The organism is Streptomyces sp. NBRC 110611, assembly GCF_001590865.1.
Classification (GTDB): Bacteria; Actinomycetota; Actinomycetes; order Streptomycetales; family Streptomycetaceae; genus Streptomyces.
Map to the genome: position 1 here is coordinate 446,523 of NZ_BBUY01000004.1, position 11,822 is coordinate 458,344.

Here is an 11,822-nt window from a genome sequence, read left to right on the forward strand (position 1 = left end):
CGCCTACACCCGGATCAAGGGCGCTATTTGGGACGGCTCCACCAGCCGCTCCGGCCCGGCCGTATCGGCGGACGCCGTGATGACCTTCAAAAAGTGCATCGGCATCGTCGGCGGTGACATGGAGGCCGCGGAGTACCTGGTCACCCTCCCGCCATCACCGCCTGAGCGCCGGCACCGCACACATGGTCCGTCTGGCCCTGGAGGGCACGGAGTCCCTGGATGCCCCGTACTCCACCAGGCGCGAGTCCGGCTCCCTTGCTGAGTCCGTGGTGGACCCCAACAGCTGTGGCGTCCCGGACGACTTGGTGGAGCCCTCCGACATGGCCCGCCAGGAGCTGGAGCGGAAGTGCGCCCTGGCGCACGCCCTTCTAGAGACGCTGCACGGCAACGCGGAGCGCATCGTCCGCATGGTCTACGGGTTCGACCCGGAACCCCACCTGTTCAACGGCTACGACGCCGACGGCCTCCCGATACCCGACCACTCCGCCATAGCGGAGGCCCTGGGCGTCACCGTGGCCACCTCTCGCCAGACGCTGAAGAGGGCCCTGGACCGGCTCCGCGTGGCCGTCCAGGAACTGGTCCTGGAGGGCGCGGAGCCGGACATGGAACTGGCCGCGTGAGCCGACGCCGAAGGCGTCTTCCCCTCCCCGTCAGCCGGGCCCCCCGGCGACCCCGCCCCGCGCCGTACGACCGCGTGGAGATCCTGGCCCGCTGGGCCGGGTGCGCCTACTGCGACGGCCCGGCGGAGGAGCTGGACCACGTGCTCCCTTTCGCGCGGGGCGGGCGGGACGTGGCGGCCAACGTCGTGGCCGCCTGCCGGAACTGCAACGCAAGCAAGTACACCCACACCCTGGCCTGCTGGGCCACAACCGGAGGACACGCCCCGTGCGTATGCGATTCATGACCCTGGAGGACGCCACGCTGGCCGGGGCATCCATGACCGACCTCGGCCAGGACCTGGACCTGGAGATCGACGCGGACGACCGGGCCCCCTGGCGCCTCGACGACACCGACGAATGATCACGCCCGGTAGATGCCGGCGGACCAGATAGCAACGATCCCTGGAGGCACCACAGATGGCTGAAGAGTTCGAGTGTGACTACGACGGCGGGACGCGCGCCACGGTGCAGGCGGACCCGGACGGTTACGTGGAGGTGGAGGTCCAGCGCCTGGACGACGGGCACGAACCCCCGGCGTACCTGTACCTGACCCCGGAGGCCGCCCGCCGGTTCGCACGTACGATCGCCCTGGCGTCCATCACGGCGGAGGGAGAACAGGCCCCGAAGATGCCGACCACTGCCACCTCCGACACCTTCGAGCCGGCCCCCGCGCCGTGCCCCGAGGGCAACGGGGGTTGCTCCGCGGAATGCGCCGAGCGGTCCGAGTGCCACCGGGCAGCCGTGGCGGATCTGTTCCGCCCCGTCGAACCGCCTGCCCGGGGCGGCGGGCGGGATAGGGAGGCGCTGTTCCTCGCAGCCCGGGGGCTGGCCGGTCCGGCGGCCGGCTTGGACGACGTGCTGAAAGTGGCCGCCTACTTGGCAGCCTGAGAGAACGGCCCCGTTACCGTCCTTCGGTAACGGGGCCGTCCTGTCGGGGCAGAGCAGAAAGCCCCGCCGCTCCGAAGGTGTGTGGAGTGGCGGGGCCCCTAGGGAGGATTACGCATCAACGCTGGCCGTGCCCTTGATGAACGTGGACCAGGCGAACGGCGTCACCCTGATCACGGGGCTGGCGTCGCTCAGTTTACTGTCACGGACGAGGACGCTGGGCTGGTTGTCGGCGACCTCGATGCACGCATCGTTCTGGCCTCCGCTATAGGAGGACTTGCGCCAGTTGGGAACAGTGCTCATTTGAACCTCTTCAGTGCTTCGTTCAGTCGGTCGGTAGTCGCCTCAACCGTCAACGCGCTGTCGGCGAGGCGATCATAGACTCTCTGGCACCGTAGGACGCTTTCGGTGTCTTCTGTGTAGCTACCCGTGCTATAGCCCTCTGAGTAGGCGCACCGGCTACCGTTTGGCATCGTCAGGACTGCGATCATGGTTCCGAGCACATGCCCGGCAGCGTCGAACGGCAGCACCCGAAGGCTAATGTTCGGCTTCTCCTGGTCCGTGAGCAGGCGTTCGAGCTGCTGCTTGGAGCACTTGAGCAACGCCGACTCGTCGAGCACAACGGACAGCCAGAGAGGGTCCGGGCGCTGCCATACCTTCTGCCTCTCCATTCGCTGTTCTACGTATCGCTCTATATCCGTAGGGTCTCCCGCCTGCCCTGACAGCAGCAGTGCGCGAGCGTAGTCCGGAGTCTGGAGCAGACCAGGCACGATGTACCCGGCCGTGTGGATCATCTTCGCCTTCTGCTGACGTGCCAGGTAGGTCTTCGCGTAGTCGCGAACGGTGTCCTGCTCCAGGATGCACACCAGTGCCGTCAGGGACTCTCGGGGTAGATCCAGGACGGTCTCCAGATGGCCCGCCAAGTCCCTCTCCGGCGGCACTTCTCCTGTCTCTACCTCCGAGATCCGCCTCTGACTGGTGAACACCCTCCCGGCTAGGTAGGTCTGGGACCACTCTTCGTGCTCCCCCTTGGTCCCGGCCTTCGCGGCGCGGGCGGCCCGAGCCTTCGTTACGCGGGCGTCCCTGACCATGGCGCCGATGTACTGCTCCAGCCCCTGGGTTCGATCCACTTCCCGGATGCGTGGCATATGCCCTTTACTCCGATCGCATGCGGATACTCAACTCCTAGTCACAGTACCGCTACTGGAGGACTGTGAGGGGTCAAAGCAGACCAACGAGGAGAGCAGGACCTATGGCTGCCCCCATGCTCAGAACGCCGCACCAGGCCGCACTAGACCTCAGTCGACGCCTGGACGATGCGCTGCACCTGGCGGGGCTTACCACCGAGCCGTCCATCGCAGCGCGCGACGAGATCGAGGGGCTCAAGATCGTCCGCATCCGGCCCGCCGCACTATCAACCGATCAGGCTGGTGGAAGTACTCGGCGGCCGGGTGTGGTGGACCGACACCTACGAAGTGGCGAGGGCACTGGACGTTGCACTCCGCGCCGCAGGCATCATCGCGAATCCGTCGCGTGTGGTGTGAGGAACGTCGGGCAATCGGATCATCCCGCCGTGGTTCTCATTTGGTCAGACCGAACATCTGGTGAAGAAGCTCGTTCAGGGGGCACAGCCGTGAGCGGCTACCAGGAGAAGCCCGTAGAACTTCCCTGGCCATACAGTGATCTGGCCCCTGAGCCTGTCTCCGGCTGCCCTCGGTGCGCCGAACTTGGCCAGATGCGGTACGAGGCGCGAAAGCGCAAAGAGTCCGCCGTTGCTGCCGTCTCCAGCGCGATGATCCGCAACCACGAACGGGGACACCGTGTCTGAGCGGCAGGTGGTCAACGTGGAGGAAGAGCGGGCCAGCGATCCGCCGGTGATCCCGCACGCAGTACCCGCTGTGCGTTACGTCCCCGCCTCCGAGGCTGTACCGCCATGCTCGGTCCCCTGCTGGGTGTGCGTGGAAAGGGGCCGGCAGTGAGTACGACGGTGTACGTCGCCGTGGGGGAGGGCCGCTACCACAAGACGCCGAAGTGCGAGGAGATCACCAAAGCACCCGTGGTCGTCGTTACGCAGACCAAGGCGCAGAAGGTCAACAAAAAGCCCTGCTTGCGGTGCTTCAGGCACCCCCTTAGCCCCCGACTGGATCACGGTCGGGTGCGCCCTTGGGCCGAAGTCCCCCGCGCTGGCTCTAGAGCGCTGGGCGGTCGTCCGGTTCTTGGGCGGGGCCGGGCGACCGCCACAAACTCCCGCGCCAGTGGCCGGATCTTGGCTCTGGAGCGGGCCAGCAATCCCAGTAGGAAAGAACGCTGAAGCGCTCACAGCGCCTCACAACCGGAAGGGAAGACTATGCAGACCACTGCAACGGAAACCCCGCGCATCCCCTGGGGAATCGGTCGGATGCGCCCCTACCCCAGCGTTCACCGACCCGGATACACCACTGCCGAACTGGACCCCGCTACTCAGGTCACCGTGTTCCGTGACGAGCGCGGCGGCGTCGTGGAGATGGGCAAGCACGGCACCTCCAAGGGAACCGAGACCAGCCCGCAGTCCACCAACCAGGACAGCCGCAACGACACCGACCACGACCAGGACGACGAGCAGGACTGATGAGCGACGCTGAACCGGTCGCGGTCGTTACCGAAGTGGACGACGTAACCGCCGACATGGTGATCACCGAACTGAACAAGCGCGGTGTCCCCGTCGTGCGATTCGACCCCTCCGACATGGGCGACCGTCTAACGCTCTCGGCCCGGTTCGGCGCCGGTCCGGCCACCCCGGCCGGCATGCTTCGTACCCCCTCCAGAATCGCCAACCTGGAGGGGGTACGGGCCATGTACTGGCGCCGCCCCACCTGGCCCCACTTCGATCACCTAGACGCCCAGGACGCCCGGTACGCGGAGGCCCACGTCCGTCACGGTCTCGGCGGGACGCTGTACGCCCTGCCGAACTGCCGCTACGTAAACCACCCCCTGAGCAACCGCGCCGCCGAACACAAACCCCTCCAACTGGCCGTGGCTCAACGCCTCGGCCTTACGGTTCCGCCCACCCTGATCTCCAACGACCTGGCCACCATCCGGGCCTTCATCACCGAACACGCCCCAGTGATCTTCAAAACGCTTCGCTGGACCCCCTACCGCCGGAGCGACGGCGTGGGCCTGACCACCTGGACCGAACCCGTCTCCGCCGCCGACGTGGACGACAGCGTGACCGTGGTCCCGCACCTCTTCCAGGCACAGGTCCCCAAAGTGGCGGACGTGCGGGTGGTCGTGGTCGGACAGCGGGTGTTCGCCGTCCGCATCGACTCCGACCTGTTGGACTGGCGCGCGGACTACAGCGCCTTGACCTACACCCCCATGACGCTCCCCTCCGACGTGGAAAAGGCCCTGACCACACACCTGGACCACTTCGGCTTAGCCTCCGGCAGCTACGACCTGTGCCTCACCCGTGACGGTGACCTCCACTGGCTGGAGCTGAACCCGAACGGCCAATGGGGTTGGCTCGAAGACGAGACCGGGCTACCTATCGCTGCCGCTTTCGCTGACCTCCTGGAGCAAGGAGCCACACCGTGACCCGTCCCGATCCCACCGCCCTCCGCCACGGACTGGCGGACCACCTGGAACAAGGGGGCAACCTCAAGACCGCCGCGTGGCGCAAGGCGGTCGAACAAGTACCCCGGGAACATTTCCTCCGCTCCTTCTTCAAGGCCGCCCCCGGTCCTGACGGCCACCTCCTCTACACACCCATCAGCCAGGACACCGACGAGGACGAGTGGCTGACCCTCGTCTACCAGAACGAAACGTGGGTGACCCAGCTGGACGGCCACGTGACCGCCGACACGGCAGACGGCCCGCTGACCGGCTTCCCCACCTCCTCCTCCACAATGCCCGCAACTGTGGTGGGGATGAGTGAAGCCCTGGACGTAGAAGACGACATGACCGTCTTGGAAATCGGCACCGGGACCGGCTACTCCACGGCCCTACTGTGCCACCGTCTGGGGGAGGACAACGTCACCAGCGTGGAAGTGGACCCCGAGGTGGCCCGGCGGGCGGACGATGCCCTGGAGGCCACCGGATACTCCACCTGGACCGTCACCGGGGACGGCCTCCTGGGCCACCCCCGACGGGCCCCGTACGACCGCACCATTGCCACCTGCGCACTCCGCCGCATCCCCTATGCCTGGGTCAGGCAGACCAAACCCGGCGGCATCATCCTGGCCACCATCGGCCCCAGCGCCTGGTCCTACGGCACCGGTCTGGCCAAACTCACCGTGAAAGACGATGGCACGGCGGAGGGCCGCATCATCGGCCGTACCTCCTTCATGCCGGCCCGCGCCGAGGCCGTCGTCCCCCTGTCCGGCGACCTGGCCGCCCGCGCCGCCTACGCCGACACCGAGCGGAAGACCAGCCTGTCCCCTGACACGCTGAACGACTGGATGCCGGCCTTCCTGGCCCAGCTCGCCGCCCCTGGCGCCCAACTACTCCGCGCCGTCAGCGACAGCCGAGAGACGGTCTACCTGTTCGACACCGGACGGGAGGCGTTCGCGGCCCTCACCGCCGACGGGGACCAGTGGAACGTGCGCCAGGGCGGCCCGGTCGCCATCTGGGACGCCATCGAAGATGCGGTAACCGCCTGGCGAAAGGCAGGGGAGCCCGACATCACCTCTGTCCGCATGGCGATCACGCCGGAGGCACACGCCTACTGGATCGGCGGCCAACAGATCACCAACGACCAACGGTCGTACTGGCTCGGAGCGAAAGAACCAGCCCTTCGCTGGAAGCACCGCCACCCCCCGCTAACCGCCTAAACCATCGGTCCAGACTGCCGCGTCCGTCTGCCGTTCCCCCGTGGCAGGCGGGCGGGGCACTCTGCACCCGTTGTCAGACCCCCCACCTATCCTCCGCAGCATGAACGACGCACCCGGCGCCAAGATCAACCAACGCATGTACGAACTACGCGCCGAAGGGCTCACCGTGCCCGAGATCACCGCCCGCCTGGAAGCCGAGGGCTACCGCGTACCGGGCAACACGCTGCCGAAGGACCCCCGAGAACACCCGGCCGGCGACCGGCCAGCCTCATAACCTCACCATGGCCCCGACCGTGCACCTCCCCGTGGCGTGTGGGCGGGGCTTTCCACTCATCGAGGTGAGACTTCAACGATGACTGGCCCTCGCTAGCGGCGGGGGCCAGTCACCATTTAGAGCAGCTCTAAGCCTTGGGTGTCCAAGCTCAGAGCTGCTTCATGATCCTCTTGCGGGCAGCATCCGAACCGGTCACCACGACCAATGACTCAGGGTCAGAATGGCGCTTCTTGGTCGAAACATGGCCTTGCTGTCCAGACGTTGAGGCCTCTTCTCCGGGCGTAAATTCTACGACCATCGCCTTCTCGCTACAGTACAGCGAGGCACGTGAGCGAGAACTTTCTGAACCCGCGCCCGAAGCAAAGTTGTACGGCCCGGCAGCGTAGCGCTGACTGCCCTCTGAGACATTCTTCGGCCATGCCGAAACAAGGTTGATCAATGGCCGCTGTGAGGTCTTCGCGTCGACCACCAGGAGTCCGCAGGAACTTCCTTGGGTATACACAATCATGCGATAGCGTTCCGTGCTAACTTCCCCTAGCGCTCGGGGCGTTGGACGCGTATCAAACGTTTCAGCTCCAGAGAGCGGGTCACCGTCAAGATTGATCGGCTTGAGTTGATCGAGCGGTGTGAACTGGTCCACCGGAGAAGGGGTGACAGGAGCATCGCCCTCGCCGTTTGCAGTACAGGAGACGCAGGCAATAGAGAGAGCGGCCCCAATGGCTAGCTTCCGGATTACTTGCGCCATGGGGCCACTCCTTTGAATTTAGGCTACTTCGCCCACTGGTTGAAACATACGCCAACCGGCTTCAGTGCCGTAATATTTCCCATGAAAATGCCGAGAGCGTCCGACACACGAGCACTGTACCTGTTGTAGAGGGGGTATGCCTCAACATACCCCCTCTTCCCTGCGGGAACCTCGAAACGCGTTTCGTTCTTCACAGTGTAGGACTTCGTTACGTTAAAGCCCATACCCGCGTTGACGTACTTTGCGTCGATACTGAGGCTTTTGTCCCACGATGCCGATACGCCCTTCTCAACCGTCAGCACTAGCGTGGTCTTGCCCTGGCCGCTCGTCTTCGACAGTACCGTGGTGCCGCAAACCTCGCCCAAGTACAGGCGGTTCGTCACGTGGTAGGGGGGAGGGTTGGGTCCGCCGTAGAGCTGAATGCCATTGTCGCTCGGGGAGGTGCTCGCCGAGGGGTCAGCGTAATCAGCGTTGCGCTTTACTATGGTGTGAGGGCCAGGATTAAAAAAATTTACCTGAGGCCTCGACCCCAGGATTCCCGTCCTTGCCTTGTGCTGCTGCTGGGGTAGTTGAAGTAATTCCAGCTCCCAGCGCACTGATAGCGAGCGCGCCAACGAGCGCGCCAAGCTTCGCTGTGCGGTTCATGCATTCCCCCCAAGGGTTCGCTTTTAGCACTCCGGTCTTGAGTGCGCATAGCCATGAACTTAATTAGCTTCTACGTTCGCTGCCACTGGATATGTTCGATTCGGGTCAGATCTGGCGTGACGGATGGTCGCTCCGACGTTTCGGCGCAAAACGTCAGTGGTGTGGCGAACTGCTTCATCGCCTCGACTTGGTTCCACAACCGAATCAATGCCAGCGGGGCCCTCAAAGTCACATAAAGTGGGGCAAATTGAGGTGCTGCCGTTCCTCCTGCGTATTGAAACGGCTACCACGGGTAGGGATGAGGGCTCACTGGACACGCCGAGCGGGCCAGCACGCCGGAGTGGCTTGAAATTGCGTCGGAATGCTCTGAGCTGTCCATGTGGTGTGTCCGTCCTTGACCTTCTAGGGCGGCCGCTGATACGCGCAGCGGACACTGGCTGTCCAGACGCCCACGACATCAGCCCGGCCGGAGGGGGGCGACATCACGGCGTTAGGAACTGGCGGCGGAGTCTCGCCCGTCCCGGACATGCGAATGATCGAGCTTCTTCCGCAACTCATCCGCGCCCACCTAGAACGCGCCGGTGATCCTTGGATTAAGGCCCGCGCCGATCACCTGGTGGGCAAGGTGTTTGTTCAGTGCTAGACGATGCACCCCAACAATCTGCGGAAGCTCATGGGTTAGATCTCGGCCCCTCGACATCCCTCCGGCTGGACACTGCAGCCCGCGCGATCACCGACAAGGACAGCTCCCGCTCCTCGTTCACCACCAGCCAGCCCTTATCAAGAAGAGACTGGAGAACTGGACGCACCTCTTCGCCCAGCTCCTCCGCCAGGTCATCATCCGTGGGGGAACGGCCGGCCCGGAGGGCGGCGGCCACGTGGAATACGACCGCTTCCTCCTCAGTGGTGATGTTGAAGTTCATGGTGCGAAGGTATGCGCGCCCCTGGTCTGCGGCGCCCTCAAACCCTGGGCGCCCTCTCCTCCTACTCATCCGAGACGGCCGCCGGCCCGACGCAGGAGGCGAAAGGGGATTGGCTGCCAGGCCTAACAGCGGGTGTCCGGGGCAAGGAAACAGGGCCGCAGCTGAGCGAACCTCTGTAGATCGTTTTGCGCAGAATGTCCACCTTGGGTAAGGATGGCGAATCTTTGGCTCACCCTTAGGGAGGAATTTGCTTATGCGCCTCGGATGTAGCGTTGCTGGCGTTGTTACGGCTGTTGTCCTCAGCGTGCTCGTCGTGATGGGTCTAGCCGTGGGGGCTGGTCTGCTGATGTTCGCTGGCGCCGAATGAAGGGCCCTGCGGGCGCCCTGTGAACGGCCTGTACTGACGCCTTGTCCGGCGGTGGAGTTTCACCCGACCCAGATATGCCCACAAACATCCTCCTGCGGAACCTGGTGCCGCCCGCTCGTTCTCCTCATCCGCGATGCCCGGCCCGGTGACGGAAGGCCGGACGCGGCCACCCCCGCTCCCGAGGGCAGCCACCCCAGCGGCAGCCCCGTCCGTGCGTCTCTGCCGGCGCATGGCGGGGCTTCCTGCTGCTGACCTGCGGGTTTCAGGGCTTACCAGGGTGTAGGGTCCACCTGGACCGGGCCCTGTGCCATGGCGATGTCGTGCCCCCACCTCGTGCGGCTGTTGTCCGCCCGGTAACCGTCCGTCCGCGGATGTCCGCGGCCGGGTCCTCCAGGCCCCAGCCGAGAGGCTGGCGCCACCACCGTAGCGCGCCCGGCGGGGGCGAGTTGACACGGTCAGCACCTGGTCAGCAGCGGAGGGCCGGCGCTCAATTCCCGGCGTCCGCCCGGCCCCAGTCCTGGCCCGCGCGCTCCCACGCCAGATCCCAGCCGCGGAAGCGGCGCACCATCAGGTGACCGACGACCAGCCGCCGCCCGCCCTCGATCAGCCCGCCGGCCGCCACCGCGGTGCCCAGACCGGCCAGCGCCGCATGCGTACCGGCCGTACCGGCGTCCATCGGCCGCGGCATCACCCGGCCACGGTCGTCCGTCCAGATCCGGAACCGCTCACCGGGCTCCACCGGACGCGGCGCCGGGATCCGCCCGACATGCGCGGTGCCGTCCGCGCCCGTCCACCGGCCGATGACCCGGAGCCGCGCATCGCGGTGCGAGGCGGTCTCCGGATCGGGGTCGAGTGGGGCCCGGGAGACCGGCCGGTCGACCGTGACCCACACCTGATGCCGCTGCTCGAGCTGTGCCCGTACGGTCTGCAGCAGCGCGTCGTGTGCCGCCCGGCCGACGAACCAGCCCACCGAGGGCGCTCCGAGGGCGATCAGGAGCGCGGTGGCGAGCCCCACCCAGGCTTCGATCCGGTCGGTCCGGCGGAGCAGTGGATTGTGCCGCCGGCGCCATGCGTCGCGTACCGCCCGCATCGTCGCCCCCCTCCCGCGTTCCCGCTCCCGCTCCGCGTCGTGTCATACCTCATCGCGGGTGCTCCGGGCGAGAGGTACGCAGGGGGAACACCCGTACCGCCAGGGTGACCTCGGCGCCCGCCGTCCCGGTGTCCGTCCGCGGAGCCCCCGGGGCGACCGCGAACCGGTCCGCCAGCCGGCGCGCCAGCCACAGCCCCCGGCCGTTCGCGCCGCGCTCCAGGTCCGGCGGCAGCTCGGGGATCACCGCCGCGCTGAACCCGGGGCCCGTATCGCTGATCCGGCACTCCAGTTCATCGCAGACCCGGCGCAGCTCCAGACGCCCGGAACCGCCGCCGTGCCGGACGGCGTTGCCCGCGATCTCGTCCACCGCCAGGACGAACTCGCCCCGCCGTGGCGCGGACAGGCCCTCGCGGGCCGCGCACTCCTCGACCAGGAGCCGCAGCTGGGGCAGCAGACGGGCGGTGAAACGCCGCTGCAGCAGCCGGCGGCCGGGCTCCTCGGCCGGCTCCCCGGAAGGGCCCGCCGGATCGGGGTTCACCACGGGCGAGCCACCTCCGTCAGCACCAGCAGCGGTACCGTCCCACCGCCCAGCCGTCGCAGCAACCCGTGGTGTTCAGGGGCGCAGCGCACCTCGACACGGTCGTGGCCGGCCGCCCGGCGGGCCAGCGTGAGCAGGCTGACGGCGCAGCCCACCGACAGGAAGTGCAGCCGGGTCAGATCCACCGTCAGCCGCCGGGCCGGTGCCGTGTGCGCCAGCGCGATCCGCAGCGCGGTGGTGAACGCGTCGCGGTTCGCGGCGTCCGCCTCGCCGATGAGGCGCAGTGTGCCGTCCGGGTCGCGTACCGTCCGCAGACTGCCCAGGCGCTCCAGCAGCGTACGGGGGTGCGCCCGTTCCATGGCGGCGACCACCGCGCGGTCGAAACGGCGGCGGTCGTAGGCGCAGATCTCCGTGTACGGCCGGCCGGCGAAGAGGGCGTGCGCGGAGGTCTCGCGGGCCATCATCGCCTCGACGGCGGTGCCGAGCGCGGCCACCCAGCCCATGTCGATGAACGCCCGCAGCCCGGCGTACCCCTCGGCCACGGCCCGGTCCGTCTCCTGGCTCAGCCGGGCCAGCTGCCGGGCGGCGGTGAACTCCGCGTCCGGCCGGACCACCTCGCGCATACTGCTGACGACCAGCTGGCCGCGCTCGCGCGCCGACACCGTGCTGTGACTGGGGAAGTCGATCCTGGCCAGCACCTCGTCCGCCGGTACCTCGGGGCACGGCAGGACCAGCACCTTCTCGCCCCGCGCCAGCCCGAGCCGGACGAACGCCGTGGCGGTCTCCCAACGCACCTCGTCGTCGCCGTAACTCACGAAGGCGTGGTCCCCGGGCCCCAGCTGCTGGACAGGGATGAGCGGGCCGTCCCCGGCGTCCCTCGCAGGCATCGAC

Annotated in this window: 17 protein-coding genes; 8 read left to right on the plus strand and 9 right to left on the minus strand. The window is 67.0% G+C overall.

Annotated elements, in window-relative coordinates:
* Nucleotides 1–3 precede the first annotated feature (3 nt).
* The gene (locus AZE13_RS38010; protein WP_258527765.1) at nt 4–144 is read right to left on the minus strand and encodes a hypothetical protein; all 141 of its coding nucleotides are present in this window, start codon (nt 142–144) and stop codon (nt 4–6) included.
* Nucleotides 145–182: 38 nt separating this feature from the next.
* On the opposite strand from AZE13_RS38010, the gene AZE13_RS12840 reads away from it, so the two are divergent.
* The 4 genes from AZE13_RS12840 (at nt 183) to AZE13_RS12845 (ending at nt 1,547) form a co-directional block, all read left to right on the plus strand.
* Nucleotides 183–620 (plus strand): hypothetical protein, encoded by a 438-nt coding sequence (locus AZE13_RS12840; protein ID WP_066930518.1) that lies wholly within the window; start codon nt 183–185, stop codon nt 618–620.
* Between the two features lie 74 nt (nt 621–694).
* Nucleotides 695–904 (plus strand): HNH endonuclease, encoded by a 210-nt coding sequence (locus AZE13_RS39250; RefSeq protein ID WP_398780144.1) that lies wholly within the window; start codon nt 695–697, stop codon nt 902–904.
* A complete protein-coding gene (locus AZE13_RS38015) occupies nt 892–1,020 on the plus strand; it encodes a hypothetical protein (RefSeq protein WP_258527766.1) in 129 nt (42 codons plus the stop codon). The genes AZE13_RS39250 and AZE13_RS38015 overlap by 13 nt, the downstream gene beginning before the upstream one ends.
* 56 nt (nt 1,021–1,076) lie before the next feature.
* Nucleotides 1,077–1,547, plus strand: a complete 471-nt coding sequence (locus AZE13_RS12845; RefSeq protein WP_066930519.1) for a hypothetical protein — start codon at nt 1,077–1,079, stop codon at nt 1,545–1,547.
* A gap of 108 nt (nt 1,548–1,655) precedes the next feature.
* On the opposite strand, the gene AZE13_RS12850 is transcribed toward AZE13_RS12845, so the two are convergent.
* Nucleotides 1,656–1,847 carry a DUF397 domain-containing protein gene (locus AZE13_RS12850; protein WP_066930520.1) on the minus strand — a complete coding sequence of 64 codons (192 nt, stop codon included), beginning with the start codon at nt 1,845–1,847 and terminating at the stop codon, nt 1,656–1,658.
* The gene (locus tag AZE13_RS12855) at nt 1,844–2,692 is read right to left on the minus strand and encodes a DUF5753 domain-containing protein (protein ID WP_066930521.1); all 849 of its coding nucleotides are present in this window, start codon (nt 2,690–2,692) and stop codon (nt 1,844–1,846) included. The genes AZE13_RS12850 and AZE13_RS12855 overlap by 4 nt, the downstream gene beginning before the upstream one ends.
* 1,199 nt (nt 2,693–3,891) lie before the next feature.
* Here AZE13_RS12855 and tgmA point away from each other — a divergent pair.
* From tgmA to AZE13_RS36865, 4 genes are all read left to right on the plus strand, one after another.
* On the plus strand, nt 3,892–4,152 hold the full coding sequence (gene tgmA, locus AZE13_RS12860; RefSeq protein WP_066930522.1) for a putative ATP-grasp-modified RiPP: 261 nt from the start codon (nt 3,892–3,894) through the stop codon (nt 4,150–4,152).
* A complete protein-coding gene (gene tgmB / locus AZE13_RS12865) occupies nt 4,152–5,114 on the plus strand; it encodes an ATP-grasp ribosomal peptide maturase (RefSeq protein WP_066930523.1) in 963 nt (320 codons plus the stop codon). Before tgmA ends, tgmB begins: the two co-directional genes overlap by 1 nt.
* Nucleotides 5,111–6,349, plus strand: coding sequence for an ATP-grasp peptide maturase system methyltransferase (gene tgmC / locus AZE13_RS12870; protein ID WP_066930524.1), 1,239 nt, complete (start codon nt 5,111–5,113; stop codon nt 6,347–6,349). Before tgmB ends, tgmC begins: the two co-directional genes overlap by 4 nt.
* 100 nt (nt 6,350–6,449) lie before the next feature.
* Nucleotides 6,450–6,623, plus strand: coding sequence for a hypothetical protein (locus AZE13_RS36865; RefSeq protein ID WP_181690335.1), 174 nt, complete (start codon nt 6,450–6,452; stop codon nt 6,621–6,623).
* Between the two features lie 148 nt (nt 6,624–6,771).
* Here the strand turns inward: AZE13_RS36865 and AZE13_RS36320 are convergent, their stop codons facing one another.
* The 6 genes from AZE13_RS36320 to AZE13_RS12890 form a co-directional block, all read right to left on the minus strand.
* Nucleotides 6,772–7,368, minus strand: a complete 597-nt coding sequence (locus AZE13_RS36320) for a hypothetical protein (protein ID WP_147264653.1) — start codon at nt 7,366–7,368, stop codon at nt 6,772–6,774.
* Nucleotides 7,369–7,391: 23 nt separating this feature from the next.
* The gene (locus tag AZE13_RS36325) at nt 7,392–7,751 is read right to left on the minus strand and encodes a hypothetical protein (protein ID WP_147264654.1); all 360 of its coding nucleotides are present in this window, start codon (nt 7,749–7,751) and stop codon (nt 7,392–7,394) included.
* A gap of 933 nt (nt 7,752–8,684) precedes the next feature.
* A complete protein-coding gene (locus AZE13_RS12875; RefSeq protein WP_066930525.1) occupies nt 8,685–8,936 on the minus strand; it encodes a hypothetical protein in 252 nt (83 codons plus the stop codon).
* An 854-nt stretch (nt 8,937–9,790) separates the two neighbouring features.
* Nucleotides 9,791–10,393 carry a hypothetical protein gene (locus tag AZE13_RS12880; protein ID WP_066930526.1) on the minus strand — a complete coding sequence of 201 codons (603 nt, stop codon included), beginning with the start codon at nt 10,391–10,393 and terminating at the stop codon, nt 9,791–9,793.
* A gap of 49 nt (nt 10,394–10,442) precedes the next feature.
* Entirely contained in the window at nt 10,443–10,934 is a 492-nt protein-coding gene (locus AZE13_RS12885; RefSeq protein ID WP_066930527.1) for an ATP-binding protein, read from the minus strand.
* Nucleotides 10,928–11,818: an MEDS domain-containing protein gene (locus AZE13_RS12890; protein ID WP_066930528.1), complete on the minus strand. Its 891-nt coding sequence runs from the start codon at nt 11,816–11,818 to the stop codon at nt 10,928–10,930. The genes AZE13_RS12885 and AZE13_RS12890 overlap by 7 nt, the downstream gene beginning before the upstream one ends.
* Nucleotides 11,819–11,822: the final 4 nt, after the last annotated feature.

Excerpts from the sequence above, each read along its gene's own strand:
- AZE13_RS12840 (WP_066930518.1), top strand. The coding sequence starts at position 183 with ATGGTCCGTCTGGCCCTGGAGGGCACGGAGTCCCTGGATGCCCCGTAC.
- AZE13_RS38015 (WP_258527766.1), top strand. The coding sequence starts at position 892 with ATGCGATTCATGACCCTGGAGGACGCCACGCTGGCCGGGGCATCCATG.
- AZE13_RS12845 (WP_066930519.1), top strand. The coding sequence starts at position 1,077 with ATGGCTGAAGAGTTCGAGTGTGACTACGACGGCGGGACGCGCGCCACG.
- AZE13_RS12850 (WP_066930520.1), bottom strand. The coding sequence starts at position 1,847 with ATGAGCACTGTTCCCAACTGGCGCAAGTCCTCCTATAGCGGAGGCCAG.
- AZE13_RS12855 (WP_066930521.1), bottom strand. The coding sequence starts at position 2,692 with ATGCCACGCATCCGGGAAGTGGATCGAACCCAGGGGCTGGAGCAGTAC.
- tgmA (WP_066930522.1), top strand. The coding sequence starts at position 3,892 with ATGCAGACCACTGCAACGGAAACCCCGCGCATCCCCTGGGGAATCGGT.
- tgmB (WP_066930523.1), top strand. The coding sequence starts at position 4,152 with ATGAGCGACGCTGAACCGGTCGCGGTCGTTACCGAAGTGGACGACGTA.
- AZE13_RS36865 (WP_181690335.1), top strand. The coding sequence starts at position 6,450 with ATGAACGACGCACCCGGCGCCAAGATCAACCAACGCATGTACGAACTA.
- AZE13_RS36320 (WP_147264653.1), bottom strand. The coding sequence starts at position 7,368 with ATGGCGCAAGTAATCCGGAAGCTAGCCATTGGGGCCGCTCTCTCTATT.
- AZE13_RS12875 (WP_066930525.1), bottom strand. The coding sequence starts at position 8,936 with ATGAACTTCAACATCACCACTGAGGAGGAAGCGGTCGTATTCCACGTG.
- AZE13_RS12880 (WP_066930526.1), bottom strand. The coding sequence starts at position 10,393 with ATGCGGGCGGTACGCGACGCATGGCGCCGGCGGCACAATCCACTGCTC.
- AZE13_RS12890 (WP_066930528.1), bottom strand. The coding sequence starts at position 11,818 with ATGCCTGCGAGGGACGCCGGGGACGGCCCGCTCATCCCTGTCCAGCAG.